The following is an 18,382-nucleotide window of genomic DNA, read 5'->3' as shown; positions in this document are numbered from 1 at the left end:
TCTACTCCTTTAACACCGCGTCAACATACATTGACGGGTTTAATAAAACATCTGATGCATCTGTCATATAAGGGACAAGCCACTCCGTACCGACACCGTACGCGATAGAGAGTATCACAAGTAATACAGCGGGTGTCATCAAGTTGCGATAAGAAAGGGATTGTTCTGCTTGTTCCAGTTTCGGTTCACCCCAAAATGCATAGATGAAGATCCGAATGACAGATAATAAAACAATTAAACTAGAAGCGAGCATAATCATACTGCCCCATGCGTTGCCAGCTTCGAAAGCCCCTTTGGCGATTAACAATTTACCGGCAAATCCACTTAATGGTGGAATACCTGCAAGTCCAAAAGCAGCGACTAAATACATCCAACCAAGAGGGGCATGGGTTTTCATTAATCCGCCCATTTTCCGTAGGTTTGACGTTCCAGTAATGGCGATAATAATGCCAATTAATAGGAATAAAGCGCCTTTAATAATCATGTCATGCATTAAATAATACATCGCACCTGTCATGCCGTTATCATTCATTTGCGCTACGCCAAATAAAATAACCCCAACAGCAATGACAATATTGTAAATCATAATGTGTTTTAAATCGAAGTAGGCAAGAGCGCCAACACAACCAGCGATGATTGTAAGAATAGACAAGATAAGTAATAACTCATGTGTCACTGCCATATTATGGATGAAAAACAACGTATACGTTCGTGTAATCGCATAGACCCCTACTTTTGTGAGCAAGGCGCCAAACAATGCGAGAACTGGCATTGGCGGAGCTGCATATGAACCAGGTAGCCAAAAGTAAAGTGGGAAAATCGCGCCTTTAATTCCAAAAACGAGTAGGAATAAAATGGCGATAACCGTAATAATCCCCGGTTGACCAACTTCAGCAACTTTTACCGCAATATCTGCCATATTTAAAGTTCCAATCACAGCGTATAAAAGAGCGACGGCCACTACAAATAAAGCAGAAGAAACTACGTTTACGAGTACGTATTTAATTGACTCACGTAATTGTTTCTTTTCACCGCCAAGGACAATCAGTACATACGATGCCATAAGTAATACTTCAAAGAATACGAACATGTTGAAGATATCGCCCGTTGTAAACGCACCGTTAATACCAGTAAGCATTAACAGTACAGCGGGATAATAATAAAAGCGTTCTCGCTCATGTCCAATAGAAGTGAAGCTGTACCATACAACAAAAAGTGTAATCACGATCGACGTTGTCACGAGCAACGCGGAAAGCATATCTGAAACCATCGAGATGCCAAAAGGTGCCGGCCAGCTACCAAGTGTAACTGTCTGAATGCCATCAGACTTGATTGTAGCCATTAAAATAATCGATGCAATTAAACTAATGACGAGGCCGACAATTGTAATGATTCTTTGGACGACAATTTTCTCCTTAAAAAACAGAAGAATGACGGCGAAGAAAAACGGCAAAATGATTGGCAATAATAAAAGATTAATCATGTTCGTCATTTCCCTTCATTAAATTCATATTATCAGTTTTCAGTTCACCATAGGTTCTAAAAAATAATACAATCATAAACGCTGTCACCCCAAAACTAATGACAATCGCAGTTAAAATTAGCGCTTGCGGAAGTGGGTCTGCGTAATCAGTTACGCCTTCAGCAAGGACAGGTGGGGAAGTTCCGTCTAGCCCACCCATTGTTAAAAGAAGTAAATGCGCTCCGTGACTTAATAGCCCCGTTCCAAGAATAATACGTAATAAACTTCTCGATAAAATTAAATAAACAGCCGCCATAAATAAAATTCCAATGACGATCGCCATAATAAATTCCATTACGATTCGCCTCCAATCGATTGGATCATCGTAACTGTTGAACCGACAACGACAAGATAAACGCCAGCGTCAAAAATCATCGCTGTATGTAAAGAAGTAACGCCGAACAGTGGCAAGTAAAAATCGCCAAAAGCATGTGTGAGAAAAGGAACGTTAAAAACAAATGATCCAGCTCCCATGCCAATTGCCAGTACTAAACCGATTGCGACGACAATCATAAAGTTAAAAGGCAATGCTTGTTGCACTGTTTTTAAGTCAAAAGCGAGTAACAACAAGACGATTGCCGCAGTCGTTAACAGTCCACCAACGAATCCTCCACCAGGCGCAAAATGCCCGGCAAAGAAAATATGAATCGAGAAAAGAAAGATGATGAAAAAGACAACTTTCGTTGCGGTTTGTAAAATAACATCATTCGCTTTCATCAGACTTCTCCTTTCTAGACAAACGCAGTTTAATCATGCTGTAGACGCCAATTGCAGCAATGCCGAGAACAGCAATTTCAAATAAAGTATCAAATCCTCGGTAATCAACAAGGATAACGTTAACAATATTCCCACCAGCAGCTTCTGTAAAGACAGTATCTTTGTAATACTGAGAAATGGATGGAATGAGCTTTTGTGAGTGCGCAGATAATGCAATTAATGTCATTGTCACCCCGACCGCTGCTGCAATTAGTAAGTTGCCGACTCGTATTTTCTTAGTTTCTCCGTGACTTTTCAGGGAAGGTAAATAACGAAATGCGAGTAAAAATAAGGCAACTGAGACTGTTTCGATAACGAGTTGAGTAAGTGCTAAATCAGGCGCCTTAAAAATGACAAAGAATAGTGCGACTGAATAACCAACTCCACCGAGCGCAATAATTGCCGTAAGTCTCGTCTTCGCAAATAACACCATACATATTGCGATAATAAGAATAATCGCGGTCATTAAACCATACGCATTCACCGGAGAAAAACTATTCATGTCAACTGCAAAAGCATCTTGTATAAATAGCGCACCAGTTGTGATCGTAACAATAAAGGTAAACATATAGATGAAGTAAGTGCGGATAAGTCCTGTCATATAAAATCGTGACAGACGATTCATCCCAGTCTCACCGAATATCATTAGCGAATCATACAAAGTGTTTAAAGTTAAATATTGTGGCTGAATATCGTAAAGCTTTTGCCAACGTGCCATCGTTAAAAATAACAAGGCACCAACCGCGATAACTCCTAAAGTCATCAAAAATTCAGGCGCTAACCAACCGTGCCATGCGGACACTTGAATGCCAACGTCACCAGGATGCGTATAAATACCTGTTTGCATCGCAACAACTGCTGGATTGACAAACGCCTTTCCAACCATATTTGGAATAAAGAAAATCACGACAACTGTAATCGCCAAAATAATTGGTGATAAAAGCATTCCGAGTGGCGCTTCGTGCGGCTTTTTCGGTAACTCATGATCTTTTCGTTTTCCGGTGAAGGTCTTAAATACAAAATAGAAACTATAAACAAATGTGAAAATACTTGCGATCCAAGCAATCACAGGGAATACAATGCCCCACGTATCGAAATTGAATAAATTAAATTCCCGTAAACTTAACATAGACGTTAAGAAAAGTTCCTTACTGAGGAAACCACCAAATGGCGGAAGTCCAGCCATCGACATCGATCCGATAAATGCGACTGTAAAGCTAACTGGCATGATACTCATTAATCCGCCAAGTTTGCGAATGTCACGCGTTCCTGTTTCATGGTCTACAATCCCGGCAACCATGAACAAACTACCTTTAAACATGGCGTGGTTAATGAGATGGAAAATCGCCGCGAAAGCTGCCACTTTAAAGATAGCTGCCTGTTCACCCGTTACATGATAGGCAACAGCACTTGCGCCAAGTAAAGACATAATGAGTCCGAGTTGACTCACCGTTGAAAAAGCAAGAATTGCTTTCAAGTCCGTTTGCTTTACCGCGAAAAATGAACCCCAGAACAAAGTGAGTAAGCCGATCCCAGTGACGAGCCAAATCCACAGTTCGGATGTTGCAAACACGGGAGTGAAGCGTGCGACTAAATAAAGTCCAGCCTTAACCATCGTAGCCGAGTGTAAATAGGCACTGACAGGCGTAGGTGCTTCCATGGCGTCAGGTAACCAAATGTAAAAAGGAAACTGCGCTGACTTCGTAAATGCCCCGAGTAAAATGAGGACAATCGCTAACGTAAAATAGTCATGTCCAACGATAGACGATGAATTTGCGATGAGTTCGCGAATGGAATAACTATCTCCCATGATCGAAAGAAGTACTAGTCCTCCAAGCATCATCAATCCACCGAAGACAGTAATCATCATCGATTTTAACGCGCCAAAGCGTGAACGGTCTCTTGTAAACCAATAACCGATGAGTAGAAAAGAGGAAATTGACGTTAATTCCCAAAACAAGTACAAGGAAATGGTGTTGTCAGATTGTACAATTCCTAACATCGCGGTCATGAACATGAGTAAATAAACATAGAAGTTATTTAGTTTTTCGCGCTGTTTGTCCAAGTAAAAAATCGAATAGAGTACAACGAGTGCACCAATTCCAGTAATGAGTAAGGAGAATAAGATACTAAGTCCATCCATATAAGCCGTAAAAGAAATATCTAGTGACGGAATCCATGGAAGCTCAGAAATATGTACTTCTCCATTCAAAATACCTTTCACAAAACGAGCATAATAGATAAACAATACAACTGGAACAATTAGGACAAACCATCCTGTATGTATGTTTTTTATCGCTCTAAAAAGGAAAGGAACGATAATTGCTGCCAAGATTGGCAAAAAGATAAACCATACGAATTCCAAGGAAATCCTCCTTTTGCAATTTTTCTCTAAGAAACTGCAGTGTTCTTAGGCTGTGAACTACTCTTTTTAAAAAAGTGTATCCACCATGAAATTTGGTCGTACCTTGTGACTAACTATTGAAAAAAGTCGGTGGGTGACAGGCGAGAGGCGTGTCCTACTCCAAAGTGTCACAGCATTAGACTGCCTATCTTCTGAGCAACTTATGCTTATCGTGACCAAGTATACGACCTTTTGTTCCTCATTATATAAAAGAACGCAAAAAAAGTCTGCCAACCAAGGGCATAGGTATCCCTTGGTGACAGACTCCTCCAAGTACGTTCAATTATTTAACTTTAAATAGTATAGCACGGTATCTTTAAATTGTAAAATCGGAAAATATCTAAAAATCATGACGTCTGAATTAGCCAAACATCAAAATACTAGCAAAGTAAGCAGTCATTGTAACGAGACCAAATGGAACACCGAAACGAGCCCATTCCTTACTCGTAATATTTAATTTTCCCGCTGCGATAATGTTAGGGATATTCCCAGGAATGAGCATGCCGCCACTAATTAACAATCCGAGCAAAATTGCTTTAATCGTTGGTGCATCCATTGATGGGCTAATTTCAGCGGCTGCTAGTGTCGCATTGTCAAGTACAGCGGATAGCATATTAATCCAATATAAAACGAGGGGGCTTAAATCGAGTAAATATCTCTCAATAAATGGTTCGAAACCTGCGCCAAGTAATGTCAGTGCCATCACAAATAAATAAATTTTAATACTACGAATGTAAATTTCAGTATAAGATTCTTTTTCTAATGTATTCAATTGCTTAATTCTATCTTGAGGGTTAATCAATACAGCGGTTAAAATTCCGATAATCAGGATGCCAGGAATAACGTCTGGCCCAATTAGGTGAAGTAAATAAAAGAAGTCTTCGTTCAGTTTGCTCGTGGCGATGGTCGATAATGGCTCTCCAATAGGCGTTAAAGCAGCACCCATCCCAATAGAAAAACAAGCAATAATGACAAAACGAATTTCAGACTGCCGATCCATTCGTAATACACTGACAATGGCGACAAGAACAATCGCGGCAATGATCGCGGTAATGATACTAGAAATGATTCCTAATACAATAACGACAAGTACAAGAAATAATCGAAAGGGCATCACACGACTCATACCACGAATGCTTTTCTCAATGGGCTTTTGTAACCAACGGAACAATAACCCCGCAATTAATACAGCAACGGTAATATGAATTGGGTCCATAAGTGCGTTTGTAAGGAGTGATTTATCAAATACGCCACTAACAAAGGCTGCAGTAATTCCCATTACAAATAAAAAAATTTCCAAATTTTGTTCCACGATTTTTAGTGTGAACGGTAAAAAAAGAACGAGCATTAAAATAACTGAAAGCCCGAGAACCATTATGTCACTCCCCGTGTATATTCCTATCCCTATCGTACGTAGCAGGTTGAAAGATTATTAGTAAACGCCTTAAATTAAAAATACTGCATTCAAATTTTGATATACTAGCAATTATGAACAAAAAGTTAGGGGGATTCTATGAGGAATCCATACATATTTGGTTTTTTGCCATTTGTTACAGTAGTTTTTTTCTCATTGACATTTGGGGTTTATACAGTTGGTGTTTCAATAGAACTTTTTAAAGAAATCGGCTTATACAGCGGCATGCGAGAATTCCTTTCAGATATTCAATTACGTTTATCTTTACTTGTCATCTACGCGCTCTTTTTCTTTATGGTTTTTTCGGCATTGAAGTTAATTGGGGAGACAATCCATAATAGTGCCATGTTATTTTTTTCGAGGGATGCGGAAGGGAAGTCGTTTTATGAAGCACGTGCTGGAAATGTCATTTATTTCTTTGGGGCAATCGCGACTGCGGGCGGTATTCATTCAATAAAAGTAATGGGACTTCTTTTTTTATTGACGACGATTTTATATTTTATCTATACCGTTTTTAAATTGAGTAAATTTATGTCGCTCGCAAGTATGATTGGGCTCATAGCGTTTGAGGTGATGATGTGGGGTGTTTTACTATCAGTTGTTATTTATATAAGTTTAAAATTATACAACGGCGTACTTGCTAGTTTGCCAATTATATAAAAGAGTATCTAACCTATTTAATGAGCTATTTGGAAAAGCCCAGATTAAAGTTCTGAGCTTTTTTCACGTGAACTCTTAAATGATTTTTCTGTCACTCATAAACTTTCAACAGTTCACCAATTGCTTGTAAATGTCTTTTTTGTTGGCTCGCAAATTGAATCGAACTTGGTGTATCATAACCCAGCCAAACGGCGGTAGTGTAGCGCTCATTTAAGCCAGCCGTCCATAAGTCTTTGTAATGGTCCGTCGTTCCAGTTTTTATGCCAGTATAAGGGGGTGTATAAGGGACACCTTTTCCTGTTCCGTTGAGCACAACATCTTTCATAAGCGCACGAATGGTTGCGACGGTGAAAGGGGACCAAATAGACGTTCTTTCATCGTTCCATTCATATAACACGGTACCCTGTCGATTTTTCACAGTACGAATCGCACGCGGTTGACTGTACGTACCGTCTATAAAACTCGTAAAAGCATTTGCTAGCTCTAGTGGCGTTACACCTTTTTGCAAGCCTCCTAAAGCGGCAGGGTAATTCATATCCGCAGATGAAACGGATTGAAATGCAAATGGTTCTAAATAAGAAAATGCTGTGTCAATGCCAGTTAATTGCAACATGCGAACCGCGGTCGTGTTATGACTATGTCGAAATGCTTCTTGAATCGTCGTCGTGCCATATGTATAACCACCAACATTTTTAGGGCAGTAAGATTGAATACAAATGGGGCCACTATTGACCGGCGTATATTCCGTGTAAGGATGGTTTTCAAATAGGGGACCATAGACGAGCAATGGCTTTATGGCTGACCCTGGTTGTCGGACCGCTTGAAAAGCACGATGGAAATGGGGCGACACATAATCTCGCCCACCAAAAATCGAGACGATTTCTCGTGTTTGATTATCAATCACAGCTGCGCCTGCTTGAAGATTTCCTGGCTGTAACAAAGCTGACAACGCCTTTTCATCCGCAGCTTGTTTTATTGGATGAAGAGCAGTATCAATGATAATTCCCTCACGAAGAACCTGCGCAATCCTTTCATCTAACATAATTTGAAGGGGTTTCTTTTCGTCAGCATTTTCTGCATATGCCATTTTTTTCGATAAGCCTTCTTTTTGTGCGATTAACGCTTTAAATTCCTTCATCACGTAATCGCTATACATCGGATGGTTATTTATTTTAGTTTTTAAGGATAACTGAATAGGCATTCCTTTTAACTGTTCCGCTTCTTTCATCGTAATCACATCATTTTTTTGCATCGTATCTAGTAATCTTTCCTGACGTGCTTTCGTTCCTTTAAAATTAACAAGAGGATCATATAAACTTGGATTGTTCGGAATCGCCGATATAAAAGCAATCTCTGCATCATTTAATTCTTGAATAGGTCGATTGAAATAATAGGTGGCTGCAGCACCGATGCCATATACACGATTGCCAAAGTACATTTCATTTAAATAAGCCTCTAGAATTTCGTCTTTTGTCATTTGTTTTTCAAGTTCCGCCGCATAAAGAAGTTCCACAATTTTTCGCTCATACGTTTTATCAGTCGTTAAATATTGCATTCTAATTAATTGTTGCGTAATTGTGGAACCACCTTGTTGAAGGCGGTCTGTTTTTGAATTAGCAATAAACGCACGAATAATCGCTGAGATATCATAGCCGCGATGTGTATAAAACTGGTTATCTTCACTCTCTAAAAACAATTGTTTCGCAAAGAGTGGGATGCCCGGTAGTGGAAGCGGCGTTCTCCATTCAACATAAACTTCAGAGAAAACATCGCCATCTCGATCTTTCATCATAATGGGCAATTCATAGCTAGGCGCTGTAAATTGGACGGTCTCAGCAAGATTAGATTTCATGGTTTCAGCTACATCGATTTCTGCGACAATGGCACGTTGTGTAATAAATAATAAAGGGGTAGCGACCAAAATAAACAGCACGCCAAGGATTCGCTTCAACTACATCCCATCCTTTAAAATATCTTTAATAAAAGAATAGCATACTCCGTCATAAGAGTATGCTGAAAGATTATGTTAAGGTATTGGAAGTTTGTTGTTGGGTTGCGACAAAGTCTTCGAAGTCTTGTTGAGGTTTTCGTCTCGCGATATATAGAAAAGCGAAACCAACAAGGAATAGAGAAGCCGTCACAATAAAAACAGAGGCAATCCCGATAAAGCCACTAATGATTCCACCGAGCATTGGTCCGATAATATTGCCTAAAAATCTGAAACTCGTATTATACCCCATTACTTCTCCTTGAATATCAATTGGTGCTTCTCTTCGAACGAGCGCAGTTGTCACAGGAATCATCCCACCAATGGCAATGCCGAAAAGCAATCTAAAAATCATTAGCTGCCATAGATGCGTGACGAAAGCTTGTGGGATAATGAAGACAAATGAGAGTACCAACAGTATCGACAAGACTTTTTCATAACCGATATCATCGCCAATTTTACCCCATTTTCTCGCGAATAATAAATTCCCTAATCCAGCAGCACTAAAAGTAAGTCCGGCAAGAAAGGCAACATCTTTTGCACTCGTTAATTCCGCAACATACAAGGAAAGAAGTGGTTGCACACTAAAGTTACCAATTTGAATAATCGTCGTTACAATCATAACGTTGAGCATTAAACGGTGTTTTAAAATACCTGTCAAAATAGACATTCTTGAATAGACTACTTTTCTTTCAGTTCGTACCTTTCTAATCTCATAAATGCCAAAAAAGACGATAAACGCTGCTGCTAATAAAGTAGCAGAAGTAATCATAAAGGTATATTGGAAACCGAACACATCGGCAAGTAATCCTCCGAAAATTGGGCCGAAAAGCATTCCTGATACGTTCCCCATTTGTAACGTACCCAGCATTTTTCCAGCTTCTTTACGGTTGGTTTGAGAAGAAACAAATGCCATAGAAGTAGGAATAAACCCAGTCACAAATCCCATAAATAAACGAAGGAAGAAAAAGGATTCCACCGATTGAACAAAGCCCATTAGAAAAACAGAAGTCGCGAGGCCTAAACTATTAATGATAAGAATTGGTTTGAATCCGTGTTTATCGGCAACGCGTCCCCAAATGGGTGACATCAAAAAAGCCGACACGAATGTTGCCCCAAAAATGAGGCCGGCCCATTTTTGAACGTAGGCTGGGGAATAGTCACCGAAAGTTTCAATATATAAAGAGAGGAAAGGCATGACCATTGTCATCGTGCCCGCAACGAGGAAATTACAAATCCACATAATGATAAAATTACGTTTTCGAACGTCCATGTAAGAATAACCTTCTTTCTATGTACGACCATTAATCTAAGTATAAAACAGTTCGAGTCCCGAAGGAAGTAACGTGCTTATTCTCGAAATTCTGTGGGAGGTGTGGTAAAGTGAAATTGTTGAAAGATGAAGAGGAGGCTACACAATATGTACCCACAATTATCAAATGAAGTTGCAGAAAACGAAGCACTTGTTGTGATGAACACAAATCATGGTGCGATTAAAATTAAACTATTTCCGGAACTTGCTCCAAAAACAGTTGAAAACTTTTTAACACATGCAGAGAACGGATACTATAATGGTATTACTTTCCACCGTGTGATTGAAGATTTCATGATTCAAGGTGGAGACCCGACAGGAACTGGAATGGGTGGCGAAAGTATTTACGGTGGATCATTCGAAGATGAGTTTTCGATGCAATTATTTAACCTTCGCGGAGCCCTATCAATGGCAAACGCTGGCCCAGGAACGAATGGCAGTCAGTTTTTCATTGTGCAAAATTCACAGGCGCCTGCAAGTGCTGACCAAATGAAAAAAGGCGGCTGGCCTGAAGAAATTGCAGAAGCGTATGAAGCAAATGGTGGAACACCGCATCTCGACCAAAAACATACAGTGTTTGGACAAGTCATTGAAGGTATGGATACAGTCGATAACATTGCAAAAGTTAAAAAAGGTGCACAAGATAAGCCGGTTGAAGATGTTGTCATTGAATCAATTGAAATCCTACAAAAATAAGTCTGTGAAATATCTATAGTGAGGAAGTGAATGTAAATGAACGTACTATTAATGCCGTTCCTTTACTTTCCCGAAGATAAATCGGAATATATTCCGGCGGCTATTTCATTCACGGTGTTTATGATTCTATGTATCCTTGCCTTTATGTGGATTCGTCGTAATTCGCAAAAGCAAGAAGCAGAAACAAAAGAGCTTGAGGAACGTATTTTAAGAGAACGTAAAGCTGAAAAAGAAGCAAGAGAAAACGAGCATCTTCAAAATTGAAGATGCTCGTTTTTTGAGATGCAAATAATCAGAATTCGAAGGTCGTTCGTATATTCGAAATGTTGAAATTCAGTCAAGAGCCCGAATAAAACGTTCTACTCCTTCTTTTACAAGGGACGGCGGACAAGCAACGTTCATCCGCAAAAAGCCTCTACCACGCTCACCGTATTTACTACCTGGTTCAAGCGCAAGTCGTCCAATATGTAAAAGCCTCTCCATCATTTCCTCTTCTGAAAGTCCTGTTTCTCGGTAATCTATCCAGAGTAAATAAGTCGCTTGGGGCTTCCTCACTTTAATTTGAGGCAATTTTTCTTGAAACTGTTCGATGACGTAATCCATATTAGTAGAAACAGTCGTCAACAGTTCGTCGAGCCAAGGTCTGCCCTCTTCGTAAGCAGCTTTTAAAGCGGCGGCAGCGAACGGACTTAAACTCATTTGACCGTGAGCCATAGCATGTTTTTCTAATTTACTTCTAACTTGTTCATCTGAAGCAATCATAACTGCAGCTTGTACACCCGCAAGGTTAAAAGTTTTTGTTGGTGCAACGCAAGTAATGATACGTTTTGCTTCTTCTCCAGCAATCGCTGCAATTGGTGTATGTTTATGTGGCTGAAAAACGAGGTCGGCGTGAATTTCATCGGATAAAATTAAGACATCGTATTTCGCACAAAGTTCAACTATTTTTTCAAGGTCCTCAACAGACCAAACGATGCCTCCAGGATTATGCGGATTACATAAAATGAATACTTTCACATTTTGTTGTAAAGCCTGTTCGAATTTCACGAAATCAATCGCATACTCCCCATTATTTTCTATCATTTCACATGTGACGACTGTTCTTTCCATATGGCCTGGTACTTGGAAAAATGGCGGATAGACAGGCGGTGTAATTAAAATAGCATCCTCTTCTGTTGTAAACGTCTCAATTACAGAAGCGATGGCTGGTACGACACCGTGATGAAAGAGCATCCATTCATTTTTAGTTTCCCAAGAATGATATTCTGTTAACCAATTACGTACTGCATCTTTACATGCAACACAAATGTATGAGTATCCGAAAACACCATGGTCGAGTCGTTCGCGCATTGCGTCAATCGCGACTTTTGGTGCGGCAAAATCCATATCTGCAATCCACATTGGTAAAATATCATCTGCATTATCTATTCCGTAAACTTCGTGTATGTTGTCCCATTTAATGGAACGGGTTTTCCTTCTGTCAATGACATGTTCAAAGTCACTCATCAAGCGCTCCCCCTTTTCTTTTTCTTCTCCTATGCTATCATATAGTTATTGAAATAAAAATAAGGTGAATGATATGGAAATAGTGGAAATGAATAAAAAAGCTATCGCGGTTTTAGAAGAATGGGATCCATTTCAAGTAGGGAAAAATGCATATGAACTTGAAATTGCTGATGTTGTCGCCGCTTTACATCGTTTCGATCATCCAGTCGACCTAGCAAAAAGCATTCGAGAAATTTATGAGCATTCTTTTGAAATATGGATACCAATAGAAAAATGTGTCCGAATATCGTATAAACTTCTAGCGATTAAGTATGAAGCAAAGTGTATTGTTTAACATTAAGGCCAAGAAGGGAAGTAGATTTTCTACTTTCCTTCTTTTTTTATTATAGTAAACATTTTTATGTTAATTGATTCACAAAGTTTAAAAGTTGCCGATAATAAATTTAGGAAGTGATAAGGAGGAAGTATATGAATCATCAACCAATCCAAAAGTCTGGCGATATGACTAATAAGTAAAAAAATACATTGTATACAAAATCTGTTGGAGGAGAATCATTTGAAGACCTTACGTACACAAATAATGCTCGGATTTGGAGCAGTGATGTTATTAGTAGCCATTTTAGCAGGGAATGCCATCATTGGCATAAATGGCCTAGTTAATTATTCTGAAGAGATGTCGGAAGAGCAATTACCGATACTGATTGCTGATTCAAGGCTTACCTTTAATATTGCAGAACGTATCGCATTGTCGCGTGGATATATGCTCACTGAGGATGAGCAATACGTAGAGGATTTTAACCGTTTAACCGAATCAAGCATAGCGCTACAAGAAGAACTTGTACAAAGAGTGAATAATGTAGAAGTCAATGAGTTAATTAATAGAAGTATCGAGTGGCGGACAGTAGTCACTGACCAACTATTTCCGGCTATTAAAGCAGGAAACGGTGAAGAGGCTCTTAGAATTGATAGTGAAATTGCAGAACCGTTAGCGAATGCTTTATTGAGAGACTTTAATGCAATGACAAGTAATCGCCAAGATTTTATGTTAGCAGAAGGGATTATAAATGCTAGGGAAGGTCAAACGACTGCACTTTATAACTTTATCATTACAATTGCTGTGATTGTCCTAGGTTTAGGGGTAAGTTATTTCATGGCAAGAAGTATTTCAAGACCGGTTATGGCGGTTTCTGAACGAATGGAAAGAATGGCCGACGGAATCTTTAATGATGAACCTCTTGAAACACGACGGAAAGACGAAGTGGGGCAGCAAGTTCACTCCATTAATAAAATGCGTGAAAGAATTCAAGAGACTTTACGTGGAACGCTTGCTATTTCACGAGAATTAAATAGTAGTAGTGGTAACTTAACAGGCGCAACAGCTACGGTGAATGACTCATCCAATCAGATTGCAGCTACGATGGAAGAATTGGCGGCTGGATCTGAAGCACAAGCACATACGGCTTCGAATATGGCGGAAATGGTTGGGGCATTTTTTGAAGATGTCCAACAAACGAATCGAGCTGGGAATGAAGTTTCAAATGCCGCCGACCAAGTTTTAGCGCGGACTGGGGACGGCAATGATATGATGACGAATTCAGTGGAGCAGATGAACGAAATTTATCGGGTAGTGAATGATTCCGTTGAACAAATTCAACGACTAGACGACCAAACGAAAGAAATCTCCGAACTGGTTACTGTAATCAGTGAAATTGCAGAACAAACGAATTTACTTGCATTAAACGCGGCCATTGAAGCTGCAAGAGCGGGAGAACAAGGAATAGGATTTGCAGTTGTTGCTGAAGAAGTGAAGAAGTTAGCCGAGCAAGTTGCAGCTTCAATTAATGAAATCACATCCATTGTTGATCGCGTCCAACAAGGCTCTTCGACAGCAGTGCAATATTTAGAGAGCGGCTTCCAAAGCGTAAGAGACGGTAAAGATAAAGTACTCGAAACAAGAACAGTCTTTGAAGATATTACAAAACTAGTCACGAATATGAACAAGTTGACTGATGAAATGTCTAAAAATCTGAATCATATTGAAGAGATTGGCGAACAATTAACGACGGGTGTAACAGAAGTTGCTTCTATCGCGGAAGAGTCGGCTGCAGGTGTTCAAGAAACAACAGCCTCTGTAGAACAAACGACATTCCAAATCGAAACAATTAATACAGGAGCTGAGGAATTGGCTAACTTGGCGACAAATCTCGAAGAATCCGTTAACCAATTTACGATTGAGGAAGAAACTAAACGTACGCAGGCATAAACGAAATGATTCTGTACAATAAAACAACCTTCCATCAATTACAAGCTTCGATGCGTGTAGGTGTATGGAAGGTTGTTCTATTTATAATGAATTTATTTTTTTACAACGAAATCTCAATAATCCAAGCGGCGAAAATAACAATAATCGCGGCGGGCACAACAAATCTAACAAGAAATTTCCAAGTTGTGTGAATGAATGGGTGAACTTTTAATTCATCAATCGTTTGTTGATTCGTCAAAACAAAACCTGCAAATAATGAAATGAACAATGCGCCGATAGGCATTCCTATACGACTTGTAATCAAATCTGCAAAATCAAAGAAGGTTCCGCCAAATATTGACACATCTGACATTAATCCAAATGACAATGCACTTGGGAAGCCGATAATGAAAATCAAAGTTCCGAAGACCCAAGAAGCACGACGACGACGGTCATATCGGGTGCGAATGCCCGTTGATATGACAATCTCTAACAATGCAATCGCCGACGTTAACGTCGCAAATAACATTAATATAAAGAAAAGTATCATAAATATCGAACCGAAAGGCATCTGTTCAAAAATAGCTGGTAAAATAACAAAAATTAACCCTGGTCCTTCAGCTGGAGATCCACCGAGTGCAAAGACAGCAGGGAAGATTACAAGACCTGCAAGGATTGAAATGAATATATTTAAGACCGAAACACTCACAGCCGATTGTCCAAGTCGCTCATCTTTAGGTAAATAAGAAGCGTACGTCATCATGGCAGTAACCCCTACACTTAATGAGAAAAATGCTTGTCCGAGTGCAAGTAAAAATGTACTACCCGTTAACAAAGACCAATCTGGGATGAATAAAAATCGGACACCTTCCATTGCGCCCTCAAGTGTTAATGAACGAATGGCTAAAATGATAAAAAAGATGAATAATAACGGCATCATCCATCTACTCGCACGTTCAATTCCCGCTTTAATACCGCCTTGTACAATCCACACCGTTAAAAACATAAAGACAAACTGTGCTAAAAGTACTTCGATTGGATTGGACGTAATCGATGAGAATAATTCACCGTGATTTTGAGAAGTTAGTTGACCAGTAAGAGCTCTTGCTAGATAAGATAATATCCATCCGCCAACTACACTATAAAACGATAACACGATAAAACCGAATGCAAATCCGAGCCAAGCGATTGCAGGCCACATTTTGTTTTTTCCTAAACGTTGAAAAATCGTGAATGCATCTGCTTGTCCCATACGTCCAATTACAAATTCAGCAAGTAAAATCGGAAGACCGATTGCGATCGTACTAATAATAAACAGAAGGACAAAAATACTTCCCCCGTTTGTTCCTGCCATATAAGGAAACTTCCAAATTGCGCCGAGTCCAATTGCACTACCCGCTGCCGCAAGGATAAATCCAAGTTTTGAAGTCCATTGTTCACGTGGTGCCATAATGATCACTCTCTCTTCATAGAAACATTTCTTTATTTTACACGAATATTGAAATAAAAACAGTGTTTTTTAAAAAAATTAACAAGTTTTTTGAATAATAAATAGAATTCACATTCAATTTTCTCGATTGATAAGATATTCCCTTTGAATTTTATTAAATATACAGAAAGGTGTATGATTTCTGTTATAATTAGGCGAAAAGTAATCATGGACATGGGGGTGTCAATTGCTGTGATGGATATAGAGTTATTTGGTGCCATGAAAAAAGGGGACGAAGAAGCACTAAAAAAATGGCTCAATCGGTATGGGAAAGAGATTGCGCGATTGGCATTTCAATATGGTACAACAATACAAGACGCGAATGTGTTAGCGGCGGCTACCTTTCGTCAATTATTTATAGAACTTAAAGAAATCGAAAACAGCCAGCAATTGTTTTATCGAATGTATCAAATCGCCATTGAAAAATTATTAAATGTTCAAATGACGGAGGTGAACGAATTTTTGTTTGAAGAAGATTATCTTCTTCATCAGGACGTGATTCAACTTGAGCCGGAGGACAAATTAACATTTATCCTATCATTCTTTTCTAAAATGAATGACGAACAATTGACTGAAATCCTTTCGCTTCCGATCGAATTCATTCTAGGAAAAAATAATCGCTTACTAGATAAATGGCAAGAAGCACAGATTGAGCGGCGTTTAAAGTTATTGCACAAATCTTACGACCGAATTAATTTTCATATAGATGAAGAAAAAGTATTTAGAGATAGCCATGAGCCGCAAGTAGAAATGGATACTCAAACCTTGAAAAAATCAAAGCAGGGCATCTATTTCGTCCTATCAGGAATTGCCTTATTAGCGGCCCTCATTATTTTTTCAATGATCAATAGCGAACCCTACAAAAGGGCATCTACGGAGAAATGGATTGAACAGATGAAAGCAACATATGAAGAACAACTGAGTGCTACTTATGAAAAACTTGGATTAACTGAGGAAAACTTCGCAGGCGCAGGCACGATGGATATGTTCGGCAGTAGGTATTTAAGTTACCAAGAAAAAAACCATTTCGATAGCTTTATTAAGCGTATTGAACGAGACTTTGAAGATGAAAAGGAACTGGATAAACATAAAATTTCTAAGCAGTTTGATGAGTTTATCGAAAACTTAAAAGTGCCTAGTGAAATGGCGGAGGAAATTTTTAAACAGCCTTTAACGAATGATTTGAAAGCAAGCGAAGCTTTTTTAGAACGGTACATCCCAAAGTATTATATTCTTGGCAACGTTTATGGAAATGCGATTTATACGTATCCTGAGGTTATGGAGGTAGCATCTATCAATGAAGGGATAGACTTGAATCTTTTAAAAAACATCGCGACATTTCCAAATGAAGTACAGCAATTAATTTATAATATGACGGAGCAAAACATTCATTTTGATTATTTACCAGAAGAATTTGCAAATCGAAATTCAGATTTTTATAAGAAACTTCGTGCTTCTCTTCATCCAAGTGTTGGGGGATATATCTCAATACTCGAATCGCAATCGCATGCTTTTTATAGCTTGCCAGATACACCCGACAATGCATTTGAATATATCCAAGAATTGGAGCAGACCTTACAAGCAACTACAATGAAAAGTGAATTTCTTCAAATGCTCGAATATCGTTATGCTTGGGCATTATTAGCTATTTTGCGCGCAGAGGGAGGGGAATTGTACGACAAAGAAGGTCGTGTGAATAAAGAGGTTCGCCAAGAATGGGAAGCGATTGTTTCTTCCAACGAGAATCCAATAGCCGCTTATATTGTTAAAAAGGTGTTGCTTGAATTTGAGGAGACGGACTGGACAGTTTCGGACACGCAAGTTTTTCTGAGTGAACATCAAATCGTTGAGATTGTTGCATACGCCAAAAATAACGATGTCGATACGTATAATTGGGAAGAAGACAGACTTAATGATCTGATTTATCTTTATTTCCCTAATGAGGGGTTTAACTACATCGTTTCGTCAACATATGAACAGTTTAAACAAAATTATGATCGTGACGTCTTAAAAAAACTTCGTCCAATAACAATTGCGGGAATGTTTTTCTATGCAAATGAAAAGGATGATGCTGAAACTGTGTGGCATCTTTATCATGAAAGTGCCAAACAAGCCGATAAGGCCGATTATATGTCAAACTGGGAACAAGAAAAATATTCCTATAGTGAACTGAATCATCTTTATTTTGATAAGTACGGTAAAACGACAAACTACGGAGTTGGGGACACTTACGGGCATATGCAATTCGTGCAAGAGGAAGAAGATTGGTTTATTCGGTCTATCATCCAAGAGTAAGAAAATATTTATTTAGCCCCTGTTAATATTAAGGTGCGGCTCATTTTGCTCACGGTAATAAACCATGTTATAATCGTAGGTGACCTTTAGGTAGATACG

15 protein-coding genes are annotated in these 18,382 nt (G+C 39.0%); 6 read left to right on the top strand and 9 right to left on the bottom strand.

The window, feature by feature from the left end; genetic code table 11:
• Position 1: 1 nt before the first annotated feature.
• The 5 genes from AB1H92_RS12265 to AB1H92_RS12245 all read right to left on the bottom strand — a co-directional run bounded on the left by AB1H92_RS12265 (position 2) and on the right by AB1H92_RS12245 (position 6,057).
• On the bottom strand, positions 2–1,483 hold the full coding sequence (locus tag AB1H92_RS12265) for a Na+/H+ antiporter subunit D (protein WP_115362673.1): 1,482 nt from the start codon (positions 1,481–1,483) through the stop codon (positions 2–4).
• On the bottom strand, positions 1,476–1,817 hold the full coding sequence (locus AB1H92_RS12260; RefSeq protein ID WP_115362671.1) for a Na(+)/H(+) antiporter subunit C: 342 nt from the start codon (positions 1,815–1,817) through the stop codon (positions 1,476–1,478). Before AB1H92_RS12260 ends, AB1H92_RS12265 begins: the two co-directional genes overlap by 8 nt.
• A complete protein-coding gene (locus AB1H92_RS12255) occupies positions 1,817–2,239 on the bottom strand; it encodes a Na(+)/H(+) antiporter subunit B (protein WP_115362669.1) in 423 nt (140 codons plus the stop codon). Before AB1H92_RS12255 ends, AB1H92_RS12260 begins: the two co-directional genes overlap by 1 nt.
• Positions 2,226–4,643, bottom strand: coding sequence for a Na+/H+ antiporter subunit A (locus tag AB1H92_RS12250; RefSeq protein ID WP_115362667.1), 2,418 nt, complete (start codon positions 4,641–4,643; stop codon positions 2,226–2,228). The genes AB1H92_RS12255 and AB1H92_RS12250 overlap by 14 nt, the downstream gene beginning before the upstream one ends.
• 400 nt (positions 4,644–5,043) lie before the next feature.
• Complete coding sequence (locus AB1H92_RS12245; RefSeq protein WP_115362666.1) at positions 5,044–6,057, bottom strand: DUF1646 family protein; 1,014 nt, start codon at positions 6,055–6,057, stop codon at positions 5,044–5,046.
• Positions 6,058–6,195: 138 nt separating this feature from the next.
• On the opposite strand from AB1H92_RS12245, the gene AB1H92_RS12240 reads away from it, so the two are divergent.
• Positions 6,196–6,756, top strand: coding sequence for a DUF5366 family protein (locus AB1H92_RS12240; RefSeq protein ID WP_115362664.1), 561 nt, complete (start codon positions 6,196–6,198; stop codon positions 6,754–6,756).
• A 91-nt stretch (positions 6,757–6,847) separates the two neighbouring features.
• Here AB1H92_RS12240 and AB1H92_RS12235 read toward each other — a convergent pair whose 3' ends face one another.
• Together AB1H92_RS12235 and AB1H92_RS12230 are read right to left on the bottom strand one after the other, a co-directional pair.
• Positions 6,848–8,707 (bottom strand): transglycosylase domain-containing protein, encoded by a 1,860-nt coding sequence (locus tag AB1H92_RS12235; protein ID WP_115362662.1) that lies wholly within the window; start codon positions 8,705–8,707, stop codon positions 6,848–6,850.
• A 70-nt stretch (positions 8,708–8,777) separates the two neighbouring features.
• A complete protein-coding gene (locus tag AB1H92_RS12230; RefSeq protein ID WP_115362660.1) occupies positions 8,778–10,016 on the bottom strand; it encodes an MFS transporter in 1,239 nt (412 codons plus the stop codon).
• 147 nt (positions 10,017–10,163) lie between these two features.
• On the opposite strand from AB1H92_RS12230, the gene AB1H92_RS12225 reads away from it, so the two are divergent.
• Together AB1H92_RS12225 and AB1H92_RS12220 are read left to right on the top strand one after the other, a co-directional pair.
• The gene (locus AB1H92_RS12225; protein ID WP_115362658.1) at positions 10,164–10,751 is read left to right on the top strand and encodes a peptidylprolyl isomerase; all 588 of its coding nucleotides are present in this window, start codon (positions 10,164–10,166) and stop codon (positions 10,749–10,751) included.
• 36 nt (positions 10,752–10,787) lie between these two features.
• On the top strand, positions 10,788–11,015 hold the full coding sequence (locus AB1H92_RS12220) for a hypothetical protein (RefSeq protein ID WP_115362656.1): 228 nt from the start codon (positions 10,788–10,790) through the stop codon (positions 11,013–11,015).
• A gap of 69 nt (positions 11,016–11,084) precedes the next feature.
• Here AB1H92_RS12220 and AB1H92_RS12215 read toward each other — a convergent pair whose 3' ends face one another.
• Entirely contained in the window at positions 11,085–12,257 is a 1,173-nt protein-coding gene (locus AB1H92_RS12215) for a MalY/PatB family protein (protein WP_115362654.1), read from the bottom strand.
• A 73-nt stretch (positions 12,258–12,330) separates the two neighbouring features.
• On the opposite strand from AB1H92_RS12215, the gene AB1H92_RS12210 reads away from it, so the two are divergent.
• Together AB1H92_RS12210 and AB1H92_RS12205 are read left to right on the top strand one after the other, a co-directional pair.
• A complete protein-coding gene (locus tag AB1H92_RS12210) occupies positions 12,331–12,591 on the top strand; it encodes a DUF1871 family protein (RefSeq protein WP_115362652.1) in 261 nt (86 codons plus the stop codon).
• 222 nt (positions 12,592–12,813) lie between these two features.
• Positions 12,814–14,520, top strand: a complete 1,707-nt coding sequence (locus AB1H92_RS12205; RefSeq protein ID WP_115362650.1) for a methyl-accepting chemotaxis protein — start codon at positions 12,814–12,816, stop codon at positions 14,518–14,520.
• 100 nt (positions 14,521–14,620) lie between these two features.
• Here AB1H92_RS12205 and AB1H92_RS12200 read toward each other — a convergent pair whose 3' ends face one another.
• Positions 14,621–15,949 (bottom strand): sodium-dependent transporter, encoded by a 1,329-nt coding sequence (locus AB1H92_RS12200; RefSeq protein ID WP_115362648.1) that lies wholly within the window; start codon positions 15,947–15,949, stop codon positions 14,621–14,623.
• 207 nt (positions 15,950–16,156) lie between these two features.
• On the opposite strand from AB1H92_RS12200, the gene AB1H92_RS12195 reads away from it, so the two are divergent.
• Positions 16,157–18,283 (top strand): RNA polymerase sigma factor, encoded by a 2,127-nt coding sequence (locus AB1H92_RS12195; RefSeq protein ID WP_115362646.1) that lies wholly within the window; start codon positions 16,157–16,159, stop codon positions 18,281–18,283.
• The last annotated feature ends 99 nt before the right edge of the window (positions 18,284–18,382 follow it).

It is taken from the genome of Sporosarcina pasteurii (assembly GCF_041295575.1).
GTDB lineage: Bacteria > Bacillota > Bacilli > Bacillales_A > Planococcaceae > Sporosarcina > Sporosarcina pasteurii.
The sequence above is the reverse complement of the archived record's forward strand: the minus strand, read 5'-3'. Positions and strand labels throughout refer to the sequence as shown.